This is a genomic window from Paraburkholderia acidicola, assembly GCF_002362315.1.
GTDB lineage: Bacteria > Pseudomonadota > Gammaproteobacteria > Burkholderiales > Burkholderiaceae > Paraburkholderia > Paraburkholderia acidicola.
Window position 1 is genome coordinate 494,061 of the sequence record NZ_MTZV01000001.1, and the last position, 25,727, is coordinate 519,787.

Annotated in this window: 23 protein-coding genes and 5 tRNA genes; 10 read left to right on the top strand and 18 right to left on the bottom strand. The window is 63.3% G+C overall.

Annotated features, from left to right (window positions below; all coding sequences use genetic code 11):
• Positions 1-492, bottom strand: a complete 492-nt coding sequence (locus BWP39_RS01850; protein WP_096716657.1) for a glutathione peroxidase — start codon at positions 490-492, stop codon at positions 1-3.
• A 176-nt stretch (positions 493-668) separates the two neighbouring features.
• On the opposite strand from BWP39_RS01850, the gene BWP39_RS01855 reads away from it, so the two are divergent.
• Both BWP39_RS01855 and BWP39_RS01860 read left to right on the top strand, forming a co-directional pair.
• On the top strand, positions 669-2,600 hold the full coding sequence (locus BWP39_RS01855) for an ATP-binding cassette domain-containing protein (protein WP_096716658.1): 1,932 nt from the start codon (positions 669-671) through the stop codon (positions 2,598-2,600).
• Positions 2,601-2,698: 98 nt separating this feature from the next.
• Positions 2,699-3,733: a CaiB/BaiF CoA transferase family protein gene (locus tag BWP39_RS01860; protein ID WP_096716659.1), complete on the top strand. Its 1,035-nt coding sequence runs from the start codon at positions 2,699-2,701 to the stop codon at positions 3,731-3,733.
• Positions 3,734-3,766: 33 nt separating this feature from the next.
• Here the strand turns inward: BWP39_RS01860 and BWP39_RS01865 are convergent, their stop codons facing one another.
• The 3 genes from BWP39_RS01865 to alr all read right to left on the bottom strand — a co-directional run bounded on the left by BWP39_RS01865 (position 3,767) and on the right by alr (position 6,679).
• The gene (locus BWP39_RS01865; RefSeq protein WP_207556532.1) at positions 3,767-4,030 is read right to left on the bottom strand and encodes a DUF2866 domain-containing protein; all 264 of its coding nucleotides are present in this window, start codon (positions 4,028-4,030) and stop codon (positions 3,767-3,769) included.
• Positions 4,031-4,181: 151 nt separating this feature from the next.
• Positions 4,182-5,558 (bottom strand): DNA repair protein RadA, encoded by a 1,377-nt coding sequence (radA, locus tag BWP39_RS01870; protein WP_096716661.1) that lies wholly within the window; start codon positions 5,556-5,558, stop codon positions 4,182-4,184.
• A 50-nt stretch (positions 5,559-5,608) separates the two neighbouring features.
• Positions 5,609-6,679 carry an alanine racemase gene (gene alr, locus BWP39_RS01875; RefSeq protein ID WP_096716662.1) on the bottom strand — a complete coding sequence of 357 codons (1,071 nt, stop codon included), beginning with the start codon at positions 6,677-6,679 and terminating at the stop codon, positions 5,609-5,611.
• A gap of 219 nt (positions 6,680-6,898) precedes the next feature.
• On the opposite strand from alr, the gene lplT reads away from it, so the two are divergent.
• Positions 6,899-8,206 carry a lysophospholipid transporter LplT gene (gene lplT, locus BWP39_RS01880; protein ID WP_096716663.1) on the top strand — a complete coding sequence of 436 codons (1,308 nt, stop codon included), beginning with the start codon at positions 6,899-6,901 and terminating at the stop codon, positions 8,204-8,206.
• A gap of 91 nt (positions 8,207-8,297) precedes the next feature.
• Entirely contained in the window at positions 8,298-9,104 is an 807-nt protein-coding gene (gene thiD / locus BWP39_RS01885) for a bifunctional hydroxymethylpyrimidine kinase/phosphomethylpyrimidine kinase (RefSeq protein WP_096716664.1), read from the top strand.
• A gap of 100 nt (positions 9,105-9,204) precedes the next feature.
• Here the strand turns inward: thiD and BWP39_RS01890 are convergent, their stop codons facing one another.
• From BWP39_RS01890 to tsaB, 4 genes are read right to left on the bottom strand one after another with little or no spacing between them, the layout of a single operon-like run.
• Positions 9,205-10,248, bottom strand: a complete 1,044-nt coding sequence (locus BWP39_RS01890; protein WP_407944770.1) for a DUF1853 family protein — start codon at positions 10,246-10,248, stop codon at positions 9,205-9,207.
• Positions 10,245-11,255, bottom strand: a complete 1,011-nt coding sequence (locus tag BWP39_RS01895; protein ID WP_096716665.1) for a uracil-DNA glycosylase — start codon at positions 11,253-11,255, stop codon at positions 10,245-10,247. Before BWP39_RS01895 ends, BWP39_RS01890 begins: the two co-directional genes overlap by 4 nt.
• Positions 11,242-11,736: a ribosomal protein S18-alanine N-acetyltransferase gene (gene rimI / locus BWP39_RS01900; protein ID WP_096716666.1), complete on the bottom strand. Its 495-nt coding sequence runs from the start codon at positions 11,734-11,736 to the stop codon at positions 11,242-11,244. Before rimI ends, BWP39_RS01895 begins: the two co-directional genes overlap by 14 nt.
• Positions 11,733-12,581 carry a tRNA (adenosine(37)-N6)-threonylcarbamoyltransferase complex dimerization subunit type 1 TsaB gene (tsaB, locus tag BWP39_RS01905; RefSeq protein ID WP_096716667.1) on the bottom strand — a complete coding sequence of 283 codons (849 nt, stop codon included), beginning with the start codon at positions 12,579-12,581 and terminating at the stop codon, positions 11,733-11,735. The genes rimI and tsaB overlap by 4 nt, the downstream gene beginning before the upstream one ends.
• Before the next feature lie 153 nt (positions 12,582-12,734).
• Here tsaB and BWP39_RS01910 point away from each other — a divergent pair, with 153 nt between their 5' ends.
• The 3 genes from BWP39_RS01910 (at position 12,735) to aceA (ending at position 16,731) form a co-directional block, all read left to right on the top strand.
• Positions 12,735-13,004, top strand: coding sequence for an acyl-CoA-binding protein (locus BWP39_RS01910; protein ID WP_096716738.1), 270 nt, complete (start codon positions 12,735-12,737; stop codon positions 13,002-13,004).
• Between the two features lie 407 nt (positions 13,005-13,411).
• Complete coding sequence (locus BWP39_RS01915; RefSeq protein ID WP_096716668.1) at positions 13,412-15,025, top strand: DEAD/DEAH box helicase; 1,614 nt, start codon at positions 13,412-13,414, stop codon at positions 15,023-15,025.
• A gap of 401 nt (positions 15,026-15,426) precedes the next feature.
• Positions 15,427-16,731: an isocitrate lyase gene (aceA, locus tag BWP39_RS01920; RefSeq protein WP_096716669.1), complete on the top strand. Its 1,305-nt coding sequence runs from the start codon at positions 15,427-15,429 to the stop codon at positions 16,729-16,731.
• Between the two features lie 238 nt (positions 16,732-16,969).
• On the opposite strand, the gene BWP39_RS01925 is transcribed toward aceA, so the two are convergent.
• Both BWP39_RS01925 and BWP39_RS01930 read right to left on the bottom strand, forming a co-directional pair.
• Positions 16,970-17,404 (bottom strand): universal stress protein, encoded by a 435-nt coding sequence (locus tag BWP39_RS01925; RefSeq protein ID WP_096716739.1) that lies wholly within the window; start codon positions 17,402-17,404, stop codon positions 16,970-16,972.
• Between the two features lie 147 nt (positions 17,405-17,551).
• Positions 17,552-18,454, bottom strand: coding sequence for a LysR family transcriptional regulator (locus BWP39_RS01930; RefSeq protein WP_096716670.1), 903 nt, complete (start codon positions 18,452-18,454; stop codon positions 17,552-17,554).
• 152 nt (positions 18,455-18,606) lie between these two features.
• On the opposite strand from BWP39_RS01930, the gene BWP39_RS01935 reads away from it, so the two are divergent.
• Both BWP39_RS01935 and aceB read left to right on the top strand, forming a co-directional pair.
• Entirely contained in the window at positions 18,607-19,368 is a 762-nt protein-coding gene (locus BWP39_RS01935) for a haloacid dehalogenase type II (RefSeq protein ID WP_096716671.1), read from the top strand.
• 70 nt (positions 19,369-19,438) lie between these two features.
• Positions 19,439-21,031, top strand: a complete 1,593-nt coding sequence (gene aceB / locus BWP39_RS01940) for a malate synthase A (protein WP_096716672.1) — start codon at positions 19,439-19,441, stop codon at positions 21,029-21,031.
• A gap of 129 nt (positions 21,032-21,160) precedes the next feature.
• Here aceB and BWP39_RS01945 read toward each other — a convergent pair whose 3' ends face one another.
• On the bottom strand, positions 21,161-21,574 hold the full coding sequence (locus BWP39_RS01945) for a gamma-glutamylcyclotransferase family protein (RefSeq protein WP_096716673.1): 414 nt from the start codon (positions 21,572-21,574) through the stop codon (positions 21,161-21,163).
• Positions 21,575-21,815: 241 nt separating this feature from the next.
• Between BWP39_RS01945 and BWP39_RS01950 the strand changes: the two genes are divergently transcribed.
• Complete coding sequence (locus BWP39_RS01950; RefSeq protein ID WP_096716674.1) at positions 21,816-22,691, top strand: AraC family transcriptional regulator; 876 nt, start codon at positions 21,816-21,818, stop codon at positions 22,689-22,691.
• A gap of 62 nt (positions 22,692-22,753) precedes the next feature.
• On the opposite strand, the gene BWP39_RS01955 is transcribed toward BWP39_RS01950, so the two are convergent.
• The 7 genes from BWP39_RS01955 to gltX form a co-directional block, all read right to left on the bottom strand.
• Entirely contained in the window at positions 22,754-23,218 is a 465-nt protein-coding gene (locus BWP39_RS01955; RefSeq protein ID WP_096716675.1) for a GNAT family N-acetyltransferase, read from the bottom strand.
• A 188-nt stretch (positions 23,219-23,406) separates the two neighbouring features.
• A tRNA-Asp gene (locus tag BWP39_RS01960) sits at positions 23,407-23,483 on the bottom strand.
• Positions 23,484-23,555: 72 nt separating this feature from the next.
• A tRNA-Glu gene (locus BWP39_RS01965) sits at positions 23,556-23,631 on the bottom strand.
• Positions 23,632-23,691: 60 nt separating this feature from the next.
• Positions 23,692-23,768, bottom strand: a tRNA-Asp gene (locus BWP39_RS01970).
• A 79-nt stretch (positions 23,769-23,847) separates the two neighbouring features.
• Positions 23,848-23,923: transfer RNA gene (locus BWP39_RS01975), tRNA-Glu, on the bottom strand.
• 192 nt (positions 23,924-24,115) lie between these two features.
• A tRNA-Ala gene (locus tag BWP39_RS01980) sits at positions 24,116-24,191 on the bottom strand.
• Positions 24,192-24,294: 103 nt separating this feature from the next.
• On the bottom strand, positions 24,295-25,704 hold the full coding sequence (gene gltX / locus BWP39_RS01985; RefSeq protein ID WP_096716676.1) for a glutamate--tRNA ligase: 1,410 nt from the start codon (positions 25,702-25,704) through the stop codon (positions 24,295-24,297).
• Positions 25,705-25,727 lie beyond the last annotated feature (23 nt).

Here is a 25,727-nt window from a genome sequence, read left to right on the forward strand (position 1 = left end):
CTACAGCAGCTTTTCGATATCGTCTTTGATCGCTTCTGGCTTGGTCAGCGGCGCATAGCGCTTGACGACGTTGCCGCTGCGATCCACCAGAAACTTCGTGAAGTTCCACTTGATCGCCCCAATACCGAGTAGCCCCGGCGCCTCCGACGTCAGATACCGGTACAGCGGATGCGCGCCCGCACCGTTCACATCGATCTTGTCGAACATCGGAAACGACACACCGTAGTTCTTCTCGCAGAAGCTGCCGATCTGCGTTGCATCGCCGGGCTCCTGCTTGCCGAACTGGTTACACGGAAAACCCAGCACTTCGAGTCCACGCTCCGCGTACTCGCCGTACAGCGCCTGCAGGCCCTGGTATTGCGGCGTGAAGCCACATTCGCTCGCCGTATTGACGATCAGCAGAACCTTGCCGCGATAGTGTTCGAGGCCGATCGTCTCGCCGCCGAGCGTGCGAGCCGAGAACTCGTAGACCGATGCCGTATTGTTTCCCATGAAGTCCCCCTGAAGTCCTGCGATGAAAGCGCACAGTCTAAGCGAAATGCTCCGCTGCGACTGTCGGCTAGCCGCGTGACCGACCGCCTGAATGACCGCTTACCCGCCCAGGCCACACTCGCGAACCGCCGCACAGTCTAAAATAGCGACTTTCTCCGCTCCGGTCCGACGTTCCTGTGATCCGCTTCACTCAGTTCAGCCTTGCCCGCGGCACCAAGCCGCTGTTCGACCAGACCACGTTCACTCTCAATCCCGGCGAGAAAGCCGGCCTGATCGGGGCGAACGGCGCCGGCAAGTCGACCCTGTTCGCCGTGCTGCGCGGCGAACTGCATGCGGATGCCGGCGACTTCTCGCTGCCACCCTCGTGGCGCATCGCGTACGTCGCCCAGGAGACACCCGCAGTCGATCGGACCGCGCTCGCCTACACGCTCGACGGCGACACTGCCCTGCGTTCGATTGAAGCGCGCATCGCCGCGGCATCGGCTGCACACGACGGCGCCGCCGAAGCCGACGCACATGCCGCGTTCGCCGACGCCGACGGCTACACCGCGCCCGCGCGCGCCGAAACGCTGCTGCTCGGCCTCGGTTTCACGCTCGACCAGACACGCGAGCCCGTCAGCAGTTTCTCGGGCGGCTGGCGCATGCGGCTGAACCTCGCGCAGGCGCTGATGTGTCCGTCCGATCTGCTGCTGCTCGACGAACCGACGAACCACCTGGACCTCGATGCGATCGTCTGGCTCGAAGACTGGCTGCATCGCTATGCGGGCACGCTGATCGTGATCTCGCACGATCGTGAATTCCTCGATTCGATCTGCGACGTCACGCTGCATCTCGAGAACCAGCAGGTGAAGCGCTACGGCGGCAACTACTCGCAGTTCGAGATCCTGCGCGCGCAACAGCTCGCGCTGCAGCAGAGTGCTTACGAGAAGCAGCGCAAGACCATCGAACATCTGCAAAGCTTCGTCGATCGCTTCAAGGCGAAGGCGACCAAAGCGCGTCAGGCGCAAAGCCGCGTGAAAGCGCTCGAAAAAATGGAGCTGATCGCACCGGCTCACGCCTCGTCGCCGTTCACCTTCGAGTTCCGTGCGCCCGACTCTGCGCCCAATCCGATGCTCGTGATGGAAAACGTGCGCTGCGGCTACCATGCGGAAGACGGCAGCGAGATTCCGATCGTCGGGCAAGTCACGCTGTCGATCCAGAACGGCCAGCGCATCGGCCTGCTTGGTGCAAATGGCCAGGGCAAGTCGACGCTGATCAAAACGCTCGCGGGTACGCTGACGCCGCTTGGCGGCGACGTGCGCGAAGGCAAGGGGCTGCGAATCGGTTACTTCGCGCAGCACCAGCTCGAAACGCTGCGCCCCGACGATACCCCGCTGCAACACCTCGCCCGGCTGGCGCCCGACACGCGCGAACAGGAACTGCGCGATTTCCTCGGGGGTTTCAACTTTCCTGGCGAGATGGCGAGCGCGCGGATCGCGCCGTTCTCGGGCGGTGAGAAGGCACGGCTCGCGCTGGCGTTGATCATCTGGCAGAAACCGAATCTGCTGCTGCTCGACGAACCGACCAATCACCTCGACCTCGAAACGCGTCACGCGCTGACCATGGCGCTCGCGCAGTTCGACGGCACGCTGATTCTCGTCTCGCACGATCGGCATCTGCTGCGCGCGACGACCGACGAGTTCATGCTGGTCGCGAAGCACCGGCTGCAACCGTTCGATGGCGACCTCGACGATTACCGCGACTGGTTGCTGCAACACGCAGCCGAACAGCGCGCGGCACTGAAGGCCGGTAACGCGGAACCGGACGGCGGCGACCCGGCAGTGAATCGCAAGGAACAGCGGCGGCTCGAAGCGGAAACGCGGCAGAAGCTGGCGCACCTGAAAAAGCCGTTGCAGACACGGATCACGAAACTCGAGAAGGAAATGGACGCGCTCAACGCAGAACGCGCGACACTCGATGCATTCGTCGCCGATGCGGCCAGTTATGAGCCTGCCCAGAAGACCCGCCTGACCGATTCGATCCGGCGCCAGGCCGAAGTGAATGCGCGTCTCGCCGCACTCGAAGCTGAATGGCTCGGTGCGCACGAGGAACTTGAACAGATCGGCTAGCGGCACCGTACGAGGTCCGCGCCGGCATCGATGAGAGGTTTGCCTTGTCCGCTTCGCCTGCCTCGTCTGCCTCATCTTCATCTGTGGTTGCCCCCGCCTTGCAAGGACTGCGCGTACTCGATCTGACGCGCCTGCTGCCCGGCCCCGTCGCCACACTACGACTCGCGGAACTCGGCGCCGAAGTGCTGAAGATCGAAGCGCCCGGCGAAGGCGACGCAACGCGCACGATGATGCAAAGTTCGAGCGATCGCGCCGCAGGTCGGCCCGGGGCGTTCTACCGCCTGGTCAATCGCGGCAAACGTGAGATGCGGCTCGATCTGAAGTCGGAGGCGGGGCGCACGGTTCTGTGTGCGCTGGCGCGCGAAGCGGATGTGCTCATCGAAAGTTTCCGTCCCGGTGTGATGGACCGGCTGGGCGTCGGTTTCGAGGCGCTGCATGCGCTCAATCCTAAGCTCGTCTATTGCGCGATCAGCGGGTATGGGTCGACAGGGCCGTTCACGCAGCACGCGGGCCACGATCTCAACTACATCGGCTATGCGGGCGTGCTCGAACAGCTCGCGGACCGCGACGGCGAGCCCGTTCTGCCTAACTTCCAGATCGCTGACCTGCTCGGCGGTGCATTGAGCGCGGTCACGCAGATACTTGCCGCGCTGTGGCATGTTGCGCGCGGAGGCGATGGCCGTTTCGTCGACGTCTCGATGACGCATGCGAGCTACGCGCACAACGTCGTGGCGCAGATCGCGCTCGCCAACGACGGCACCGCGCCGCCCGCGGGCGGTGGACTGCTGAACGGCGGCGTGCCCTGCTACAACCTTTACCGCACGCTCGATGGACGGTGGCTTGCGGTCGGTGCGCTCGAACTGAAGTTCTGGGAGACGTTGTGTGCTGCGCTCGGCCGGCCCGACTGGGGAACGCGGCACTGGAGCCTCGGACAGGCGATCGGCGGTCCGGATGCGCACGCGCTGACGCAGGAACTCGCGGCGGTGATTGCCGGTAATTCGCTGGAAGACTGGGTGACGTTGCTGGAGCCGCTCGACTGCTGTGTGTCGCCGGTGCTGACGGCGGCGGAAGCGGCTCGGCATCCGTTGTTTGTGCCGGTGGTTACGCAGGAAGCGTCACAAGATCCGGGGTAAAGCCCGGCAACCCCTCACGGCAACCCGCTTCGCTCAACGTCGAGGCAAAGTCTGCCGCTGGGCCGGCCCATCGTCGGTCAGCGTGTGCTTGCGCCCTTGCACATGCTGGCGGATGGTGGCCCTCACCTGGTCGGCGGTCACGTCTTCCGCGACCACGCGGCGCGAGATCTGTCCGGTTTCGTCGATCCATTCGACGATCCGGCAGCCGCCGCCCCACGGCGCCCGGATGGGCGGAGATACCCGGCAGCCGCGCAGGCTCGCGAGTCGATCGGTCGCGGTTTCATGAGGCTGTTTCAAGACGTCATCCTTTCCGCTGCGGGTGGAATTACACACCCGGCCAGAATAGGGAAAACGTGTAGCAGCTTGGTTACAGGTATCCTGGCGATATTTACGACGGATTACATCGCGCATACACGCGCACCGACCGGCCGCGCGCGTTCGCCAGTTGTTATTCGAGCGTGCGGACCCGGTCGATGGCCTGTTCGATGCGCTCGACCGCGATGACCTGCAGCCCGTCGATCGGCTGCTTCGGCGCATTCGCCTTGGGAATCAGCGCAATCGAGAAGCCGAGCTTCGCGGCTTCCTTCAGGCGCTCCTGACCGCGCGGCGACGGCCGGATTTCGCCCGCGAGCCCAACTTCGCCGAAAACGACGAGGCCCTTCGGTAGCGGTTTGTTACGCATTGATGAGTGGATCGCGAGCAATACCGCGAGATCGGCGGCAGGCTCGGTGATTTTCACGCCGCCCACCGCGTTCAGGAAAACGTCCTGATCGAAGCACGCGATGCCCGCATGGCGGTGCAGCACGGCAAGCAGCATCGCGAGACGGTTCTGTTCGAGTCCCACCGCAAGACGCCGCGGATTCGGCGCATTCGCCGAATCGACCAGCGCCTGCACTTCGACGAGCAGCGGCCGCGTGCCCTCCTGCGTAACCAGCACGCACGAGCCGGGCACGATCTGTTCGTGTTGCGAGAGGAACAGCGCCGACGGATTGGCCACGCCGCGCAGGCCGCGCTCGGTCATCGCGAAGACACCGAGTTCGTTCACCGCGCCGAAGCGGTTCTTGAACGCACGCACGAGCCGGAACGACGAGTGCGTATCGCCTTCGAAATACAGCACGGTATCGACGATGTGTTCGAGCACGCGCGGACCGGCGAGGTTGCCCTCTTTCGTCACGTGGCCGACCATGATGATCGCCGTGCCCGATTGCTTGGCGATACGCGTGAGTTGCGCGGCGCATTCGCGCACCTGCGCAACCGAGCCGGGCGCGGAGGTCAGCGCCTCGGAATAGATGGTCTGGATCGAATCGATGACGGCGACGTCGGGCCGTTCGGCATCGATGGTGGCCTGGATTTTTTCGAGCTGGATTTCGGCAAGCAGCATGAGTTCGCTCGCCTGCACGTCGGTTTCGAGCAGCGACAGCCGTTGCGCGCGCAACGCAATCTGCGCTGCCGATTCTTCGCCGCTCACATACAGCGCGCGCCGCTCGTTCGAGATCGCCGCAAGCGATTGCAGCAGCAGCGTCGATTTACCGATTCCCGGATCGCCACCGATCAGCACCACGCCGCCCGGCACAAGCCCACCGCCGAGCACGCGATCGAATTCGCCGACGCCGGTCGAAAAGCGCGGCACATCCGATGCCTGGATATCCGCGAGGCGCTGCACCGGCGCATTCTTCGCGAGCGACTGGAAGCGATGCGTGCTGGCCTGCTCCGCGACGCCCTCGACCAGCGTATTCCATGCCCCGCACGCGGGACATTGTCCTTGCCACTTCGGCGCCTGCCCGCCGCATTCGGTGCAGGTGTACAACGTTTTCTGTTTAGCCACGCGCCTTCCGATCTTCTGACCCAATGCCCCGCAAGAAACTCACGCGGCGCTCATTCGGCGCGCACCGGCACCCGCTGCGCGACCGCGCACGTCAACTCGTAGCCGATCGTGCCGCAGGCCTGCGCGACGTCGTCGACCGACAGCGCCGTGCCCCACAGTTCGACGCGCGAGCCGACGCCGGCATTCGGGCACGGTGTCAGGTCGACGGTAATCATGTCCATCGATACCCGGCCGACCACCTGCGTGCGCACCCCATCAACGATCACCGGCGTGCCTTCCGGCGCGAGCCGTGGATAACCATCCGCATAACCGCACGCGATCACGCCGATGCGCATCGGCCCCTGCGCGGCAAACCTCGAGCCGTAGCCGACCGTCTGGCCTGCAGCGATCGATTGCACTGCGATCAATTCGGAGGCGAGCGTCATGGCGGGCTGCAAGCCGGTGTCGGCAATGTCGCTGTGCAAGCCGGTTGGCGAACCGCCGTACAGGATGATGCCAGGGCGAACCCAGTCGAAATGCGCTTCCGGGTGCCACAGCGTCGCCGCCGAATTCGCGAGACTGCGCGCGCCGGCAATGCCTTCGGCACCGCGCTCGAAGGCTGCCATCTGGTGCGCGATGCCGCGCTCGGCGTCGGCATCGGAAAAATGGGTCATCAACGTAATCTGGCCGATGCCCTGACACGCGCGCGCGCGTTCCCACGCGCTGCGAAAACGCTCCGGCGTGTAGCCGAGGCGATTCATGCCGCTGTTCATCTTGAGCTGGATGTTGACCGGCTTCGACAGGCGCGCCATTTCGAGCATGCGCATCTGTTCGTCGGAATGCACCGCGGTGGTGAGGCTATAGCGGTCGATCACGTCGATATCGGTGGGACGGAAAAAACCTTCGAGCAGCAGGATCGGACCCGCCCAGCCAAGCTCGCGCAACTTCACCGCTTCTTCGAGGTCCAGCAAACCGAAACCGTCAGTCGCGCGCAAACCGGGGAACACGCGCGCAAGACCGTGGCCATACGCATTAGCTTTGACCACTGCCCAGATTTTCGACTTCGGCGCGTAACGACGTGCGACAGCGAGATTGTTGGCGAGAGCAGCGGTATGAATCGTGGCAAGAAGGGGGCGCGGCATGAGAAATTTTCGTAAAGACGCTTGCGAATCAGCAGCTTACTGGACGTTTTCAGAGCGTCGAGAGCCCGCTGGGCGGTGCGATCAAGGATTTTGCTAGTCCGAATGCGAGTATTTTCATGTTATAAAGCCGTGCGCACAACCCATTTCGAACGGAATAAGCCCGGACGCAGAACACGTGTCCGGGGCGGACGGACCGCAGCGAGGACAGCATCGCATCAGATGAAAAAAGGTTTTTACACCATTATGGCCGCGCAGTTTTTTTCTTCGCTGGCCGACAATGCGCTTCTGATCGCTGCTATTGCACTGCTGAAAGATCTTCACGCCCCGAACTGGATGACGCCGCTGCTCAAGTTGTTCTTTGTGCTGTCGTACGTCGTGCTGGCTGCTTTCGTCGGTGCCTTCGCAGACTCCCGCCCCAAAGGCCGGGTCATGTTCGTGACCAACACGATCAAGGTGCTCGGCTGCATCGTGATGCTGTTCGGCGCGCACCCGCTCATTGCGTACGGCATTGTCGGCTTCGGCGCGGCGGCTTATTCGCCGGCCAAGTACGGGATACTCACCGAACTGCTGCCGCCTGACCGGCTCGTCGCCGCGAACGGCTGGATCGAAGGCACGACCGTCAGCTCGATCATTCTGGGTACCGTGCTTGGCGGTGCGTTGATCAGTCCGCACATCGCCTCGCATGTCATGAAGCACACCCCCGCGAGTATCGGCACACCCGCCGAAGCTGCGATGCTCGTGATCATCTCCATCTACATCATCGCCGCGCTGTTTAATCTGGGCATTCCCGATACTGGCGCCCGCTATCCGCGCCAGGAGCGCGGACCGATCAAGCTCATCACCGACTTCGCCGACTGCTTCACGATACTCTGGCGCGACAAGCTCGGGCAGATCTCGCTGGCTGTCACGACGCTGTTCTGGGGCGCGGGCGCCACGCTGCAATTCATCGTGCTCAAGTGGGCGGAAGTATCGCTCGACATGTCGCTGTCACAGGCCGCGATCCTGCAGGCGGTCGTCGCGGTCGGCGTCGCGGTCGGGGCCATGATCGCCGCGGCCAAAGTGCCGCTGAAGAAGTCGCTATCGGTGCTGCCGGTCGGCGTCATGATGGGCATCGCGGTGATGCTGATGGCGTTCTATACGAAGCATCTGTTTCCCGAACACTGGGGCATCTACTTCGGCCATATGCATGTGCCGGGCTACCTGCTCGTGGCTTACCTGTTCCTGATGGTGGTCGGTGGGCTGTCGGGCTTCTTCGTCGTACCGATGAACGCGCTGCTGCAACATCGTGGGCACGTGCTGCTGTCGGCGGGACACTCGATCGCGGTGCAAAACTTCAACGAAAACCTCTCGGTGCTCGTGATGTTGTGCCTGTATGCGGTGCTCGTCTGGCTCGATGTGCCGGTTGGGGCCGTGATCGTGCTGTTCGGCACATTCGTGTGCCTGATGATGTGGGTCGTGATGCGGCGCCACCAGGCAAATCAGCGCGCCTTTGACTCGGTCGCCCTGATCGGCGAAGTGCGCCACTGAGATTTCCACAGGGCGGTGTGCGCCCTCACCGCCTTTGTAGCGCCGCGATATCGTACGGCCCGCAACGGCGCTTCTTATTTCACGCTTTCCGATGACACACGCGATTCCCAACGTCCTGACCATCGCCGGCTCGGACTCCGGCGGCGGCGCCGGCATCCAGGCAGATCTCAAGGCATTCTCGGCGCTCGGCGCCTACGGTGCGAGCGTCATCACGGCGCTGACGGCGCAGAATACGCGCGGTGTCACAGCCATTCATACGCCCGATCCGGGCTTCGTTACCGCGCAACTCGATGCGGTGTTCGACGACATCCGCATCGATGCAGTGAAGATCGGCATGCTCGCCAACGCGCAGATCGCGCGCGCGGTGGCCGACGCACTGCGGCGTTATCAGCCGAAGCACATCGTGCTCGATACGGTGATGATCTCGAAGAGCAACCACGCGCTGCTCGCGCCTGATGCGGTCGCGGCGGTCCGCGACGAACTGCTGCCGCTCGCGAGTCTCGTCACGCCCAACCTGCCGGAAGCGGCGGCGCTGCTCGGCGAAGCCGCCGTCACCGATGAAGCCGGCATGATTCGCCAGGGCGAAGCATTGCGCGCGCTGGGCGCACAGGCGGTGCTGATGAAGGGCGGCCATCTTGCCGCATCGGACAGTCCCGACTGGCTGATACAGGAACACGGCACGCTACGGCTGGGCGGTCCACGTGTGCCGGTGAAAAACACGCATGGCACCGGTTGCACACTGTCCTCCTCGATCGCAGCGCTGGTGGCGCAACGCGACGATCTCGCGAGTGCTGTTGCCGAAGCAAAGGTGTATCTGACTGGAGCGCTGCAGGCAAGTGACCAGCTCGAGGTCGGCTCGGGTGTCGGGCCGGTGCATCACTTCTATCGGTGGTGGTGAGCGTGTCGTTGTAATCGTGGCGCGCGTGGTTCGATCGACGTCAGTAACGCCCGCCTGATCGTTGTGTGGCCAACGCCGGCGCGCATGCCATCGTTCGCGGTTACTCGCGCGCAAACACCAGCGCACGTGCGGGCCATGTATCCGGCACCACGAAGCCACGCGAGCGTTCGCACCAGCGCCCATTTCCATCGAGGTCGAAACCCGCGACCATGGTCGGCCCGGTCTGTTGTGTGAGCCGTAACGCGAGTTGGGCCGCGTCGGTCATTTCCGTAACCGCCGGCTCGGCGGGCTGATAGCGTCGCGGCGCCAGCCATTCGAGACGCGGCAGCACGCGCCACTTCGGCGCATGCGCGGTTGCAAAAGCGGGCCAGTCGGTGCGTGTCGTCCACCAGCCGCGTAGATGCGCCGGATCGAGTTCCACGGCTTCGCCAGTCGCTTCTTCCCCCGTCCCCTGCACGATCCTTTCATACGCGTCCACAGGCTGATCCGCTTCCTGCCGGTAGAACAGCCAGCCCTTGACGAACATCTGCGCATCCCACGGCCCTACATGCCCGAGTGACGCAAACTCCTCGCGTGCACTGAGCGGCAACTGATGCCCGAGCAGATGCGCAAGCTTGCGATCGAAGCGGTCCTGCAGGTTCGGACCGACATAGTCGGCGAGCCGTGCGCGGCCATCGCCGGCGTGCAGATAGCACTTCACGGCCAGCTCCCAGTGCAGCCGCCGGCCATCGTTCGTTTCGACGAGAAAATCGCATTCGCCCAACGTGACGCCCGCGCGCCGCAGCGCGATGTTTGCCGCGACGAGCCGCGCGAGCGGTCCGTTTTCCAGGAACCATGCGAGCAGCGTTTCGGCGTAGCGGCCGAGACGCGTCACGTGGGCATCGGCGATCGCGCGATGCAATGCCCCCGCAGCCCCCGCATCCGCATCGAGCGCACGCAGCCAGTCGAGCGTCTGCGCTGCCTGGGTGGGTGTACCCAACGGCTGCGCGAGCACGCCAACGGGCAATTGCGCACGCAGCAGCGCCGGGCTGTACAGCAGCCACGCCAGATCGCGCACGACCGGATCCACAAGCATGTCGAACGCGTCCGCCCATGCATTACGCCGCGCGTCGTGACCGGCCACCGGTGCCGGCGTCGCCATCAGTGCTCCGTCTGGTCGGCGGCACGACCCAGGGTATCGCGCGCAAGACACAGGTCGGCCCACGATTTCGCCTTATCGTGCAGACTGCGCAGCAGATACGCCGGGTGATACGTGACGATGACCGGCACGCCTTCGTACGTATGCACGCGACCGCGCAGCGACGAGATACTCGCGTCGGTCTTCAACAGACTCTGCGCGGCGAAACGGCCGAGCGCCACGATCAGCTTCGGCTTGACGAGCGCGACCTGGCGCTGCAGATACGGCTCGCAACGCGCGACCTCATCGGGCTCGGGATTGCGGTTGCCGGGCGGCCGGCACTTGATCACGTTCGCAATGTAGACGTTCTTGTCGCGCGCCAGATCGAGCGAGCGCAGCATATTGTCGAGCAGCTTGCCGGCCTGGCCCACGAACGGTTCGCCCTGGCGGTCTTCGTTCTCGCCGGGCGCTTCGCCGACCAGCATCCAGTCGGCTTCGCGATCACCGACGCCGAACACGGTTTTCGTGCGCTTTTCGCAGAGACGGCAGCTTTCGCAGGCGGACACGCGCTCGCTCAAGGCATCCCAGTCGAGTGTGGCGACCGCGGATTGCGCCGGTTCTTCTTCTCTGGCGCGGGGTTGTTGCTGATCTCGGTGTTGTGGGGGCGTCGAGGGCAGGTCGTCGAACCAGGCGAAGTCGTCGTCGGGTGGCGGTGGTGCTTCGGCCGATGCAGCGGACGTGCTGCTGCGTGCGTTGCGGGCGTCTGGCCGATCGGTTGTCGCGTCGGTGCTTCGCATGTTCCCGGTACTCACACTGCGCGCCGGCGTGTCCGTCTGCGGCTCCACTGTCTCAACCGGCGCATCGACGACGTGCCTCGCCTGTTGCTTGATCGCCTCCGCAGATGCCGCAGGCCCGATCGACGCATCGCCGCGCCCTATCTCGGCAGATGCAGCAGCTTCCGTCGGCGCGCTACCGCGCCGCACCCAGCGGGTCGCGAGCCCGAGTTCTTCCAGCGCGGATTCATGCAGCGCCATCTGCGCCCTCCTCTGCAAACGAAAAACGCATCACGATGGCGTCCTCCCGGCTGCGATGACGCGCCGGATAATAGTTTTTGCGCCGGCCGATCGACGCAAAGCCGAAGCGCTCGTAGAGCCGGATGGCCCGATGATTCGACGGCCGCACTTCGAGCAGCAAGCCGTCGAGCTTTTCCGTGTGTGTCACACGCACGGCTTCGCGCAGCAACGTAAGTCCCGCACCCGCACCTTGCGCAGCCGGCGCAACGCACAGGTTAAGCAGATGCATTTCATCGACCACTGGCATCAGCACGCAGTAGCCGAGCAGTGTGCCGGTAACGTGCCGCAGGCAAATGCCGAGATAGCCGTTGCGCAAAGAATCCTCGAAATTACCGCGGCTCCACGGAAATTCATAGGCGACTTTTTCGATGGCGGCGACTTCGTCCAGATCGCCCTCGGTCATCGGCGAAACGTAGCGGTCCGCGAGCAGCACGCCGCTCATCGCGTGCCCTCGCCTCGCGTAACTTTCGGCCGCGCGTTGACAGATTCGGTGGACTCAGTGGAGACAGGCGCTGCTGCAACTCCGGCGGCCTGCGCCGCTTTCGCCGCCAGCCGTTCAACCGTTGTCTGCGCCACCTTGTTGCGCACGTATTCGGGCGCCGCCTGGTCGGCCGGCACGGTGCGCCCGGCGCGAAACGCGCGCAGCGCGGCGAACGCGACCGGCACAGCATGCGGCAACGCTTCGCCGTCGACCACGCGGGCCGCATCGCGCGCTGGCAAACGCGCGCCAAACACGGCAGCCGCATTGCCTGCGAGCGTAAACGGCGCATCGGGCAAACCAACCTGACCGGGCGCATCGAGCGACGCCGGATGCACCGTGCGCCATTCGCCCTGCGACGCATCCCACGCATAGTCGGCCCAATAGACCTCGTCCATGCGCGCATCGAGCGCCACGAGCACGCGCGCCGCCGATGGATCGCGAGAACGCGCACGCTCCGCACAGGCGAGCAGCGTACTGACCGGCACCACGGGCCGGTCGAGCCCAAACGCGAGGCCCTGCGCGACGCCGGTTGCGGTCCGCAAACCGGTAAACGAGCCCGGCCCGGCACCGAACGCGATTGCATCGCAGGCGGAAAGCGCCAGACCCGCTTCGTCGAAAAGCTCACGAATAGCCGGCAAAAGTCGCGCACTGGACACGGCGCCGGTCGCTTCGTGGCGCACCCAGATGAGCGGATCGGAGGAAGTGGCGGCAACAGTCGAGGGAACAGACGCCGCAGAGGCGGACAGCAACGCGACCGAACAGAATTCGGTCGACGTATCGAGGGCAAGCAGCACAGTTCGAGTCATGGCCGCTATTGTAATGCGGCGCCTTGAATCGCCGGATGCCTGCGGTGCAGGCGCGCAACCCGAATGGTTTGGAAGGATCGCTCCAGCCTGTGTCCGGCCGTGCTTGCTATGATCGTCGGCCTTATCTTGATTGAATATGCCACGGAGAAATCGATGAGCGACGTCAACGCGCTGTTCGCGCAAGCCCAGGAAGATGTCAAGCAACTGACCGAACGTCCGGGCAACCTGACGCTGCTGCGTCTGTATGCACTGTTCAAGCAGGCCACCGACGGCGACGTGCATGGCGACAAGCCCGGCTTCACCGATATCGTCGGCAAGTACAAATATGACGCGTGGGGCGCGCTGAAAGGCACCTCGCAGGACGCCGCGAAGCAGCAGTACGTCGAAGTGGTCGAGTCCCTGAAGAACGGCACGGCCACCTGAGACCGCCCGCAGGGCCGCCCAGCCGGCCCATTACTTACGATTTCGCGATAATCTGGCGCAGTGCAGCAAACTCCTTTATAATGCGGCCTGCGCTTCACTTTCTCTGTCTGGCTCGCAGTTGAGCGAATTACCGGACCTGGCCGTGCAGCGCCTAGTTGCGTTTAGCTCCAATCCAGTTTAGAACCTGTCCCCTCCTGCTTAGGCCCTCCGGGCCGTCATGTACCAGGCTGGCGACAATGCCGGAACGGCGTGTCGCATCCGATACAGCTTCTAACGAAAAACTTGCCGTACGCAGGCAAGTTGCCCCCGTTTTTTGATTTGCTCGCTGCTTCTTTGCTCGCTGAATCCGACGACTTGGGTATGCCGATTGGCGCCGACGTTTTATTCCCTGTGTTTCAAGGATTCTCATGACTTCGAGCAATAATTCCAGCCCGCTGACCGCCATCGCCAACGAAGCTCTCGGCATCGACGCGCCAGTCGCAGCTGAACTCACCACCCCGGTTGTAGCGCCGATCGCAGCTGAGGCTGTCGCCCCGGCCGCCGTGCCGGAAGGTCCGACGTTCGCTTCGCTCGGCCTGTCGCCGGAAATCGTTTCGGCACTGGTTACCGCCGGCTACCAGGTCCCGACGCCGGTGCAGCAGCGCGCCATTCCCGCTGCCATCGCCGGCCGCGACCTGATGGTCTCGAGCCCGACCGGTTCCGGCAAGACGGCAGCGTTCATGCTGCCCGCCATCGAGCGTTTCGCTCAGCTGCAAAAAACCCAGGCGGCCCAGCCGCGTGAACCGCGCGACGCAGCAGGCGCCGATCGCCGCACGCGCCGTCCGCAACCGGTCGCCCGTCCGAGCCTGCTGGTCCTCACGCCGACCCGCGAACTCGCGATGCAGGTCACGACCGCCGCTACGACGTACGGCAAGCACCTCAAGCGCCTGCGCACCGTCAGCATTCTCGGCGGTGTCGCCTACGGCCAGCAGTTGATGCTGCTGGCGAAGAACCCCGAAATCCTCGTGGCCACGCCGGGCCGCCTGATCGATCACCTGGAACGCGGCCGCATCGATCTGTCGCAACTGCAGATCCTCGTGCTCGACGAAGCCGACCGGATGCTCGACATGGGCTTCATCGAAGACATCGAAACGATCGTCGCCGCCACGCCGGCGTCGCGTCAAACGATGCTGTTCTCGGCCACGCTCGACGGCAAGATCAGCTCGCTGACCGGCCGTCTGCTGAAGAACCCGGAACGCATCGAGATCGTCCAGCGTCTGGAATCGGCCACGAACATTGCGCAAACCGTGCATTACGTTGACGACCGCGATCACAAGGATCGTCTGCTTGATCACCTGCTGCGCGCTGAAGGTCTTGACCAGGCTATCGTGTTCACGGCCACCAAGAGCGAAGCCGACCAGTTGGCGGGACGCCTTGCCGACGCCGGTTTCGAATCGGCAGCACTGCATGGCGATCTGCCGCAAGGCGCACGTAACCGCACGATCCGCGCCCTGCGCGAACGCCGCGTCCGCGTGCTGGTCGCCACCGATGTGGCGGCTCGCGGGATCGACATCCCCGGCATCACGCACGTGTTCAACTACGATCTGCCGAAGTTCGCCGAAGACTACGTGCACCGTATCGGCCGTACCGGCCGTGCAGGTCGCTCGGGCATCGCCGTGAGCCTCGTCCATCACGCCGAACAGGGCGCGCTGAAGCGCATCGAGCGCTTCGTGCGCACGACGCTGGCCGTCAATGTCATCGTCGGGTTCGAACCGCGCAAGTCGGCACCGGCCGGCGGCGGTCGCCCCGGCTTTGGCGGCCGTGGCCGTCCGGGCGGCAGCACCAATGGCAGCGGCCGTCGTTTCGGCAATGGCAGCAGCAAGCCGGCTGGCAGCACCGCCGGTGCACGCACCGGTAGCGGCAACAGCTGGGGCAGCAAGCCGGCTGGCAGCGGCTCGCGCGAAGGCTACGGCGGCTCGCGTGACGGTGGCTACGGCGCACGCCGCAGCGACGGTCCGCGTACCGCACGACGCGGCAGCTAAGCAATATCTATCGGGTAGCGCGACCGGCGGACTTACCGCCGTCGCGCCCCGCTAAAAGAAGAACCGGTGCTCCTGCGCCGGTTTTTTTTCGCCTCCGCGCGCATTTCACAATGTGGAAAATTTTTTTGATCCGTGAAAAATCGTGTTGCGTGGCACAAGAAGGGCTATTGCGAGATGGAAAATGTCTTTTCTCAATGTGAAATAAAATTCATAACACATTGATTTATATCAATTAAAAATAGAAGAAAAAGCACCTCCTGGCGCTGTCCCGGATCAGGTGATTTGCCTAGACTCTTATATAAGACTTCACGAAACAAAACGCCTCCGGCGCCACCGTCTCGTAGAACTTCGTAGAAGACAGCATCCACCGATCCACTTTCACCGCAATCCAGGAGCGCACCATGTCACGTCAACAACAAGCCCAGCAACTCCAGCAACAGTGGGACACCGATCCGCGCTGGAAAGGTATCAAGCGCACCTATACAGCCGAAGACGTGGTGCGTCTGCGCGGCTCGGTGCCCGTCGAGCACACGCTCGCGAAGCGTGGTGCCGAAAAGCTGTGGGAACTGGTGAACACCGAGCCGTTCGTCAACTCGCTCGGCGCGCTGACCGGCAACCAGGCCATGCAGCAGGTCAAGGCCGGCCTGAAGGCCATCTATCTGTCGGGCTGGCAGGTGGCGGGCGACGCGAACGTCGCTGGCGAAATGTACCCGGACCAGTCGCTGTATCCGGCGAACTCGGTGCCGCTCGTCGTGAAGCGGATCAATAACACGCTGACGCGTGCCGACCAGATTCAATGGTCCGAAGGCAAGAACCCCGGCGATGAAGGCTACGTGGACTTCTTCGCGCCGATCGTCGCCGATGCGGAAGCTGGCTTCGGCGGTGTGCTGAACGCGTTCGAACTGATGAAGGCGATGATCGAATCGGGCGCCTCGGGCGTGCACTTCGAAGACCAGCTCGCGTCGGTAAAGAAATGCGGTCACATGGGCGGCAAGGTGCTCGTGCCGACCCGCGAGAACGTGGCGAAACTGACCGCTGCGCGCCTCGCCGCCGACGTGTCCGGCACGCCGACCGTGCTGCTCGCCCGCACCGATGCAGAAGCCGCCGACCTCGTGACCTCGGACATCGACGACAACGACAAGCCGTTCCTGACCGGCGAACGCACGGTGGAAGGTTTCTACCGCACGCGTCCGGGTCTCGAACAGGCGATTTCGCGTGGCCTCGCCTACGCGCCGTACGCCGACATGATCTGGTGCGAAACCGGCAAGCCGGACCTCGAATTCGCGAAGAAATTCGCCGATGCGATCCACAAGCAGTTCCCGGACAAGCTGCTGTCGTACAACTGCTCGCCGTCGTTCAACTGGAAGAAGAACCTCGATGACGCGACGATCGCCAAATTCCAGAAGGAACTCGGCGCGATGGGCTACAAGTTCCAGTTCATCACGCTGGCCGGTTTCCATGCGCTGAACTACTCGATGTTCAACCTCGCGCACGGTTACGCCCGCAATCAGATGACCGCGTTCGTCGAAATGCAGCAGGCCGAATTCGCGGCCGCAGAAAAGGGCTTCACTGCCGTGAAGCATCAGCGCGAAGTCGGCACGGGCTACTTCGACGCGGTAACGCAGACAGTGGAGCGCGACGCATCGACGACCGCACTGCACGGTTCGACAGAAGACGAACAGTTCTTCGACAAGAAGGTCGCCTGACGCGGTTCGTCGTTCAGAAAACGACAGCACGCGACAAGGCGCTGCATGAGCGGCCTCGCAGAAGGCCGCCGTCAGGGAGGGTGATGGCCCCGTACCACGGGTGCTGTCACGGAATCTGGGAGGAAGCGGTGCGACACAACGCACCGTGACTGAGGAAACGCGCGCTGGCGGCAACGTCGGCGCGCACCCTCACCTTCACTTCAAACCGGACACGGATGTCGCGCACGCCCGCACATCGTTATCGATAGACAATTACCGGAATCTTCGTATGCGTGAGCACCCGCTGGGTCTCGCTGCCGATCAGCAGGCTGCCGAGGCCGCGCCGCCCGTGCGACGCCATGAAGATCACATCGCAACCGCCCTGCTCGGCGGCTTCGATAATGCCGAGATACGGCGACGGATGCACACTGGTCTGACTGCTGAACGACACGCCCGCTTCGCGCGCGGCCGTTTCGATTTCCTGCAGATGCAGGCGCGCCTCGCGCTCGCTGCGCTCCTGAAAATCGAACGGCGGCTCGATCACGACATCGGAAAACGGCGAGTACGGATATTGCGGCAGACACGCGTACGCGGTGACGCGTGCGCCGACGGTGCGCGCGAGATCGATGGCGCCGTCGATCGCTTTTCTCGACAGATCCGAACCGTCGGTTGGAACCAGGATGTGCGTGAACATGATGCCCTCCGTCGCCAGATGGGACCACAGCCTGTCCGCGACGACCGTCGCGCCAGGGTCAGGGTGCGGATGCCGCCCCTTCTTCTTGATTGTAGTGCGCAGGAACGGATTGCAACTTGCTGTGGCGAACGCGCGGCATGGGCACAATCAGTCCCAGTAGGCCGAATTGCTGTAGGTATGCTTCAGAAAATCGAGGAAGAGCCGCACGCGCAACGGCAAATGACGGCGCTGCGGAAACACGGCGTGGATGCCGATCGGCGGTGCGGCGAATTCGTCGAGCACACTGACCAGCCGCCCCGCTGCAATATCGCTGCCAACCTCCCACCACGAACGCCACGCCAGTCCGTGTCCTTCGAGACACCATTCGTGCAGCACGGCCCCGTCCGAGCACTCCATCGTGCCGGACACCTTGATCGACACGACCTTGCCGTCCTGCTCGAAAGTCCAGCCGCGCTGCTGGTTGGCACTTGCGCCGAGCGCGAGGCAGTTGTGATGCGCGAGATCGCCGAGCGTGCGCGGTGCACCGCGGCGCGCGAGATAAGCCGGCGACGCGACGCACACACGCCGGTTCTCGCCAAGCCGCAGCGACACCAGCGACGAATCCGGCAGTTCGCCCAGCCGCACCGCGCAATCGAAGCCCTCGTTGACGAGATCGACCATCCGGTCGGACAGATCGAGCGTGATCGATACGTCGGGATGGGCGACCGTGAACGCCGGCACCAGCGGCGCGACGTGCCGCCGGCCGAAACCCGCCGGCGCGGAAACGCGCAGATGGCCGCTCGCCTTCACGCCGCCCGCCGAAACGCTGGCCTCGGCGTTCTGCATGTCGTGAATCACGCGCTGGCAGTCTTCGAGGAACGCGGAGCCTTCGAACGTCAGCGTGATACGACGCGTCGTGCGCACCAGCAGCTTTACGCCGAGCCGCTCCTCGAGCGCGTCGATACGACGCCCGATGATGGCCGGTGCGACGCCCTCCGCCTGCGCCGCCGCCGACAGGCTGCCGCGCGCCGCAACGGTCACGAAAGTTTCGATCTGCTTGAAGCGGTCCATGGGGGAAGCGAACCCGGGCGGGCACGCGGTTATCGATCTGCGCGTCAGATTAGGTGTGTAAAAGTAAAAGATCAAGTGATGTTTAGGGTCTTTTTTAGCATCAACGATCACTAATACAATCCGTCTTGACCTCTAATACGGAGTGCACGGCTATGTCGGCCATAACGACACCTCTCCCCAAGGCAGTGATCTTCGACGCGTACGGCACGTTGTTCGACGTGCATTCGGTCGTCGCGGCGGCGGAGCAGATGTTTCCAGGCCACGGCGACGCGCTCTCGCAGTTGTGGCGGCAAAAACAGATCGAATACACGCAGTTGCGCACGCTCGCCGATCCGGCCGGCACGCACTACCAGCCGTTCTGGAACATCACACTCGATGCGCTGCGCTACGCGGCGCGCAGGCTCAGCCTCACGCTCAACAGCGCAGCGGAAAAGCGCCTGATGGACGAATACGCGTGCCTGTCCGCCTTTCCCGACGCCGTACCGGTGCTGCACCGCCTGCGCGCGTTGCCGGCGCTCGGACTCGCGATCCTGTCCAACGGCAATCCGCAGATGCTCGACATCGCCATCAAGAGCGCCGGCATGACGGGCCTGTTCGATCGCGTGCTCTCCGTCGATACCGTGCGCGCCTACAAGCCGGCACCGGCCGCCTATGCGCTCGGCACCCACGCGTTCGCAGCGAACGCGCGCGAGATCGTGTTCGTCTCGTCGAACGGCTGGGACGTTACCGGCGCAAACTGGTTCGGCTACACGACGTTCTGGATCAATCGCCAGCGGCTGCCAGCCGAAGAACTCGGCGTCATGCCGCACGGCACCGGTAGCGGCATGGCCGAGCTGTTCGATTTTCTGGAAACGCTCGCATCACCATCATCAGGCAAAACTTCCGACCGCACACGCCACAGCCATGGCGCGTGAGACTCCCACCACCGACACTCAACGACGCATTCATTCGCATCTTTGCAATCTGACCGACCAAGGAGAAATCATGGCGAACACCCTCTCGCTGCCACAAGGCGTGCAAATCACCGCGGACATCGCGCCCGGCTTCGAAACGATCCTGACTACCGAAGCCCTCGAACTCGTCGCGAAGCTGCATCGCGCGTTTGAACCGCGCCGCCAGGAACTGCTGAAGCTGCGCGTCGGGCGCACGAAGCGCCTCGACGCCGGCGAGCGTCCCGACTTCCTCGCTGACACGAAGAGCGTGCGCGACGCCGACTGGACGATTGCGCCGCTGCCGCAAGCGCTCGAGTGCCGGCGTGTCGAGATCACGGGTCCGGTCGAACGCAAGATGATCATCAATGCGCTGAACTCGGGCGCCGATTCGTACATGACCGACTTCGAAGATTCCAACACGCCGAACTGGGACAACCAGATCACGGGCCAGTTGAATCTGAAGGAAGCGGTACGCGGCACGATTTCGCTCGAACAGAACGGCAAGTCGTACAAGCTCAACGACAAGGTCGCCACGCTGATCGTGCGGCCGCGCGGCTGGCATCTCGACGAAAAGCACGTGACCGTCGACGGTCAACGTGTCTCGGGGGGCGTGTTCGATTTCGCGCTGTTCCTGTTCCACAACGCGAAGGAACAACTCGCGCGCGGTGCAGGCCCGTACTTCTATCTGCCGAAGCTCGAGAGCCATCTTGAAGCGCGTCTGTGGAACGACGTGTTCATCGCTGCGCAGGAAACGGTCGGCATTCCGCGCGGCACGATCCGCGCAACGGTGCTGATCGAAACGATCCTCGCCGCCTTCGAAATGGACGAGATCCTGTACGAGCTGCGCGAGCACAGCTCCGGGCTGAATGCCGGCCGCTGGGACTACATCTTCTCGGCGATCAAGAAGTTCAAGAACGACAAGGACTTCTGCCTGGCTGACCGCGCGCAGATCACGATGACCGTGCCGTTCATGCGCGCCTACGCGCTGCAGTTGCTGAAGACCTGCCATCGCCGCAATGCGCCGGCGATCGGTGGGATGAGCGCGCTGATTCCGATCAAGAACGATCCGGCAGCTAACGACAAGGCCATGGGCGGCGTCCGCTCGGACAAGGCACGCGATGCCGGCGACGGCTACGACGGCGGTTGGGTCGCGCACCCGGGGCTCGTGCCGATCGCGATGGAGGAGTTCGTCAAGGTGCTCGGCGACAAGCCGAACCAGATCGCCAAGCAACGCGGCGATGTGCAGGTGAGCCCGGCCGATCTGCTCGACTTCCGCCCCGAAGCACCGATCACCGAAACGGGTCTGCGCAACAACATCAATGTCGGCATCCACTACCTGGGCTCGTGGCTCACGGGCAATGGCTGCGTACCGATCCACAACCTGATGGAAGACGCCGCGACCGCCGAGATCTCGCGCTCGCAGGTGTGGCAATGGATCCGCTCGTCGAAGGGCACGCTCGACGATGGCCGCAAGGTCACCGCGGCACTGGTCGGCGATCTGATCCAGCAGGAACTTGCGAAGGTGAAGCAGGCGGTGGGCGGCGATACGCAGCCGTATGAACGCGCTGCGCAGATCTTCGAACAGATGTCGACGTCGGAACAGTTCACCGAATTCCTGACGCTGCCGCTGTACGAGGAAATCTGATTGGGGCTGTTGTAGCGCTCTGGTACGGCCGATAAAAAACCTGGCAAGCGCATGAGCTGCTTGCCAGGTTTTTTTGCTCTTGAAACGGCGCGCGCCTGTGCGTACGTTTCGGCAGACAGACGCTGCGTCTTATGTCGACCCGTGGTTCGCGCGACGATGCTCGACCCAGTCGCCCGAAGCGATTTCCGGCAACCCCTGCACCGCATGGGCGGCCACCGGATAGGCCAGGCACTGCATCGCGGCGCCGTCGACATCAACGGTCATCTGGCGTGCGCTGAACAGGCCCTCGACACCCGGATAAACCGCTTCGATTTCGTCGAGCACCGCGACGAGCTTGTCGTCGATCTCGTACACATCGCCTTTAACGGGGACGCCCGCTGCGTCCACCACCAGACCGGGATACAACCCGAAGTCGAACAGGCGACCACGCACAGACGCCGTGCCAAGCAGCGTAGGTGCCGCGATGTCGTGCCGCGCCGCAGCCGCGCTGATGTCGTTGACCTGGCCGGCCCGCAACGTGCCATAAACGAAAACGTTCTGCATTTCCCTCAGTGTCTCCCTGATCCTTGATTGATGAATGAATGACGCGGTGTCGCGTCAGATGAGCGGCGCGCCTGCGACCAGCACGCCGTCGAAGTTCGCACAGATTATGCCTCGCCGGATACGGTGTGCGTCAATCCGGCCGATCGGACAGCTGCGTCGAACGCTCCTACAATGGCAGCCGGAACCCGCCTCGTTTCGCAGCAGTCGCAGTAGTCCAGCGAGATCTCATCTATACGAACTCATGAACCCGACCAGCGCCGCACCGTTATCCACCCGGGTCCACTTCGCCGACATTCCTCCGGAATTCGCGCCAACGCCGACTCATCCGATCCGTGTCCGTTCGCGACCGATGCCGACGGGCGTGCGCATTGCGCGTCATACGCACGCGTGGGCACAGGTCGCGTACACGTCACGCGGCGTACTGCGGGTAGGTACGGAAGGCACGACGTGGATGGTGCCGCCGTCACGCGCGATCTGGGTGCCGCCGCATGTGTTGCACGATGTGGCGGTCGTAGAGGATGCGTTCATGCGTACGCTGTACGTCAGCGAAACTGTCGTGCCGCCGGGGCTCGATACCTGCCGCGTCGTCGAAGTGTCAGGGCTGCTGCGCGAATTGATCGCTGCACTCGATACGCCGGGTTTGCCGCCCGCGCGCGAACAGTTGCTCGGCGCACTCGCGCTCGATGAACTGACGCGCTCCGAACCGCTGCCGCTGTCGGTGCCGATGCCCAACGAGAAACGCCTGCGCGCACTGTGCGAAGCCGTACTCGCCGACCCGGCGAATACCGACTCACTCGAAAACTGGGCGCTGATTATCGGCGCGAGCACGCGCACGATCGCGCGGCTCTTTCGTCAGGAACTGGGTGTGAGTTTTTCGCAATGGCGCCAGCAGGCAGTGCTCGCGCGCGCGATTCCGCTGCTCAGCCAGGGGCGGCCGCTGTCGCTGGTCGCGCAGGAACTGGGCTATCAGAGTCAAAGCGCTTTTTCTGCGATGTTCAGGCGCGCATTCGGAGAGAGTCCGCGCGCATTCTTCGAACGTGGCGCGGAACATCGCGGTGCGTTCGATAGCCTCATCGATGAGGATTTTGCCGACCCGACGCATGGCGCCGAGCGATGAATGATGCGCGCGCTGAACGTGCGACGCTGGAGCGTAGCGCACCTGAAGCTCGCGGAGCGCCGTCACACACGCCGGGCCATGTGCCGGATCGCGCCCAGCTGCGCAAGACGCGGACCAGCCAGCCGATACCCCATGCGTTGATAAAGTTGTGCGGCGGGATTATCGACGAACACGCGTAGCTGCAATTCCTTGAGCCCGCGCGCCCGCGCCCACCGATGCGACATGTCGAGCAGATACGTGCCCGCCCCCTGGCCGCGGTACCCTTCGGCAATCTGGACATCGCGAATATGTAGTGAGTCGCCCTCCTCGGTGACCCGCAGCACACCGACCGGTTCGCCGTCCGACTCCAGGATGAAATTTTCCGATTCGCGCCAGCTAACGAGAAACAGATCGCCGCGCCACACGAGGTGATGCCTGCGGTAGTAGCCGTTCATGTTGTTGCGGGTCAGCGCTTCCGCGAACTCGAAGTCGTCGATGCTGGCTTTGCGCAACTGGAATTGAAACTGGGCGGCAGTTGGATCGAACATGGCGCAACGCACGAGAGGATCGTCGCACAACGGTAAGGCACGTCGCGCGCGCTGGCAATGGCTGTTTCTCCTGAGCGCAACGCCCCGCGACACGCTGCGGGACGACTGACACGACCCGTTGCACCGGGAGCCGACGAGCCCAAAAAGAAAAAGCCCGTTCAGCGAACTGAACGGGCTTTTCTCTCTTCTGGCGGAGCGGACGGGACTCGAACCCGCGACCCCCGGCGTGACAGGCCGGTATTCTAACCAACTGAACTACCGCTCCATTTCTGCATGGCCTGCGAGCATCGAACCTGCCCGCGAGCCGCACCGCGGGTCATCCCCACGATGCAATATCTGGCGTCCCCTAGGGGATTCGAACCCCTGTACTCACCGTGAAAGGGTGATGTCCTAGGCCTCTAGACGAAGGGGACAACGTACGCTTACACCTTTAATGAAAAAGCCCGCTCAAGCGTACCTGAACGGGCTTCGTCTGGCGGAGTGGACGGGACTCGAACCCGCGACCCCCGGCGTGACAGGCCGGTATTCTAACCAACTGAACTACCACTCCAATCTTTGCATCGTAGGCTGCGAGAGCCGGCCGACTCTGCGCAAACCGCATCGCCGTCGTTCTACGCGATGCCGATGTCTGGCGTCCCCTAGGGGATTCGAACCCCTGTACTCACCGTGAAAGGGTGATGTCCTAGGCCTCTAGACGAAGGGGACATGATCTTTTCAGATATGTCGCGCGGCTCACCTGCTTTTGCCGCGATTTGCTGCACTTTACTACCAGTTTCTTGCAATTTGCTGTTAATTTTCGCCAACAGCAAAGAACGATATTGTAACTGGCTTACCGCTGCTTGTGAAGTCCTTTTTACTACAGACTGCGTGCTTCCTGAGGACTTTCACATGTTCTGGTGGTGGAGGTAAGCGGGATCGAACCGCTGACCTCTTGCATGCCATGCAAGCGCTCTCCCAGCTGAGCTATACCCCCTTGCAGAACAGAAGCGAGATTGTAGATAGAGAATCGTGTGTTGTAAATACCTTGAGAGTCGCGACCCGCAACTTTTTGCAGGGCCGCGCGCAGGGCTTCACATTCAGGCAAGCGCCTTCTCGATACGACTCACTACAACCTCGCGACCGAACAGCATCAACACGCTATCGATCGACGGCGTATGGGTCGTGCCCGCCACGAGCAGACGAACCGGCATCGCGAGTTGCGGCATCTTCAGCTTGTGCGTAGCAAGCGTTGCCTTCAGCGCGGCAGCGATGCCCTCCTTCGTCCACTCGGCGCTCTTCAACGCGACGACAAAATCGGCGAGTGCGGGCCGCACGACGTCGGTCACGTGCTGCGCGATTGCTTCGGGTTCGGGGTTCGGGGCGCGATAGAACATCGCAGCATTTTCCGCGATCTCCTTCACCGTCGATGCACGGTCCTTCAGCAGCCCGATCACGGCCTGCAGATCGGCGCCTTGCGCAAGCGCCGCTGCATCGATCTCAAGACTCTCGAAGAACGGACGAGCGAGGTCGGCAAGACGCGCGTTATCCGCGTCCTTGATGTAGTGGTTGTTCAACCAGTTGAGCCTGTCGTGGTCGTATTGCGCCGGCGACTTGCCCAGGTGATCGAGGTCGAACCACTCGACAAACTGCTCACGCGTAAAAATCTCCGCGTCGCCGTGCGACCAGCCGAGACGCGCGAGATAGTTGACCACTGCTTCGGGCAGATAGCCCGCGTCGCGATAGCCCATCACGCTCATGGCGCCGTGCCGCTTGCTCATCTTTTCGCCCTGCTCGTTCAGCACGGTAGGCAGATGCGCATAGACCGGCGGCTCGCCACCGAGCGCGCGCAGGATGTTGATCTGACGCGGCGTGTTGTTCACGTGATCGTCGCCGCGAATCACGTGTGTGATACGCATGTCGAGGTCGTCGACGACGACGCAGAAGTTGTACATCGGCGTGCCGTCGGGACGCGCGATCACGAGGTCGTCGAGCTCCTCATTCGAGATCTCGATGTGCCCTTTCACCGCATCGTCCCAGGCGACCACGCCCGTCAACGGATTGCGAAAGCGCAGCACGGGCTCGACACCGGCCGGCGGCACCGGCAACGTCTTGCCGGGCTCGGGTCGCCATGTGCCGTCGTAGCGCGGCTTCTCGCCGGCCGCACGCTGACGTTCGCGCAGCGCGTCGAGTTCTTCCGTCGACATGTAGCACGGGTACGCAAGCCCCTGCTCCGTCATCTGCTTCAGCACTTCGCGATAACGGTCCAGACGCTGCATCTGGTAGAACGGGCCTTCGTCGTAGCCGAGATCGAGCCACGCCATGCCTTCGAGGATCGCATCGACGGCTTCCGTCGACGAGCGTTCGACGTCGGTGTCCTCGATGCGCAGCACGAAGGTGCCCTTCATCTTGCGGGCGAACGCCCACGGATACAGCGCGGAACGAATGTTGCCGAGGTGGATGAAGCCGGTAGGGCTGGGCGCGAAACGGGTACGAACGGAGGTGGTCATTAGCGGGTACTCGAAGGCGAGCG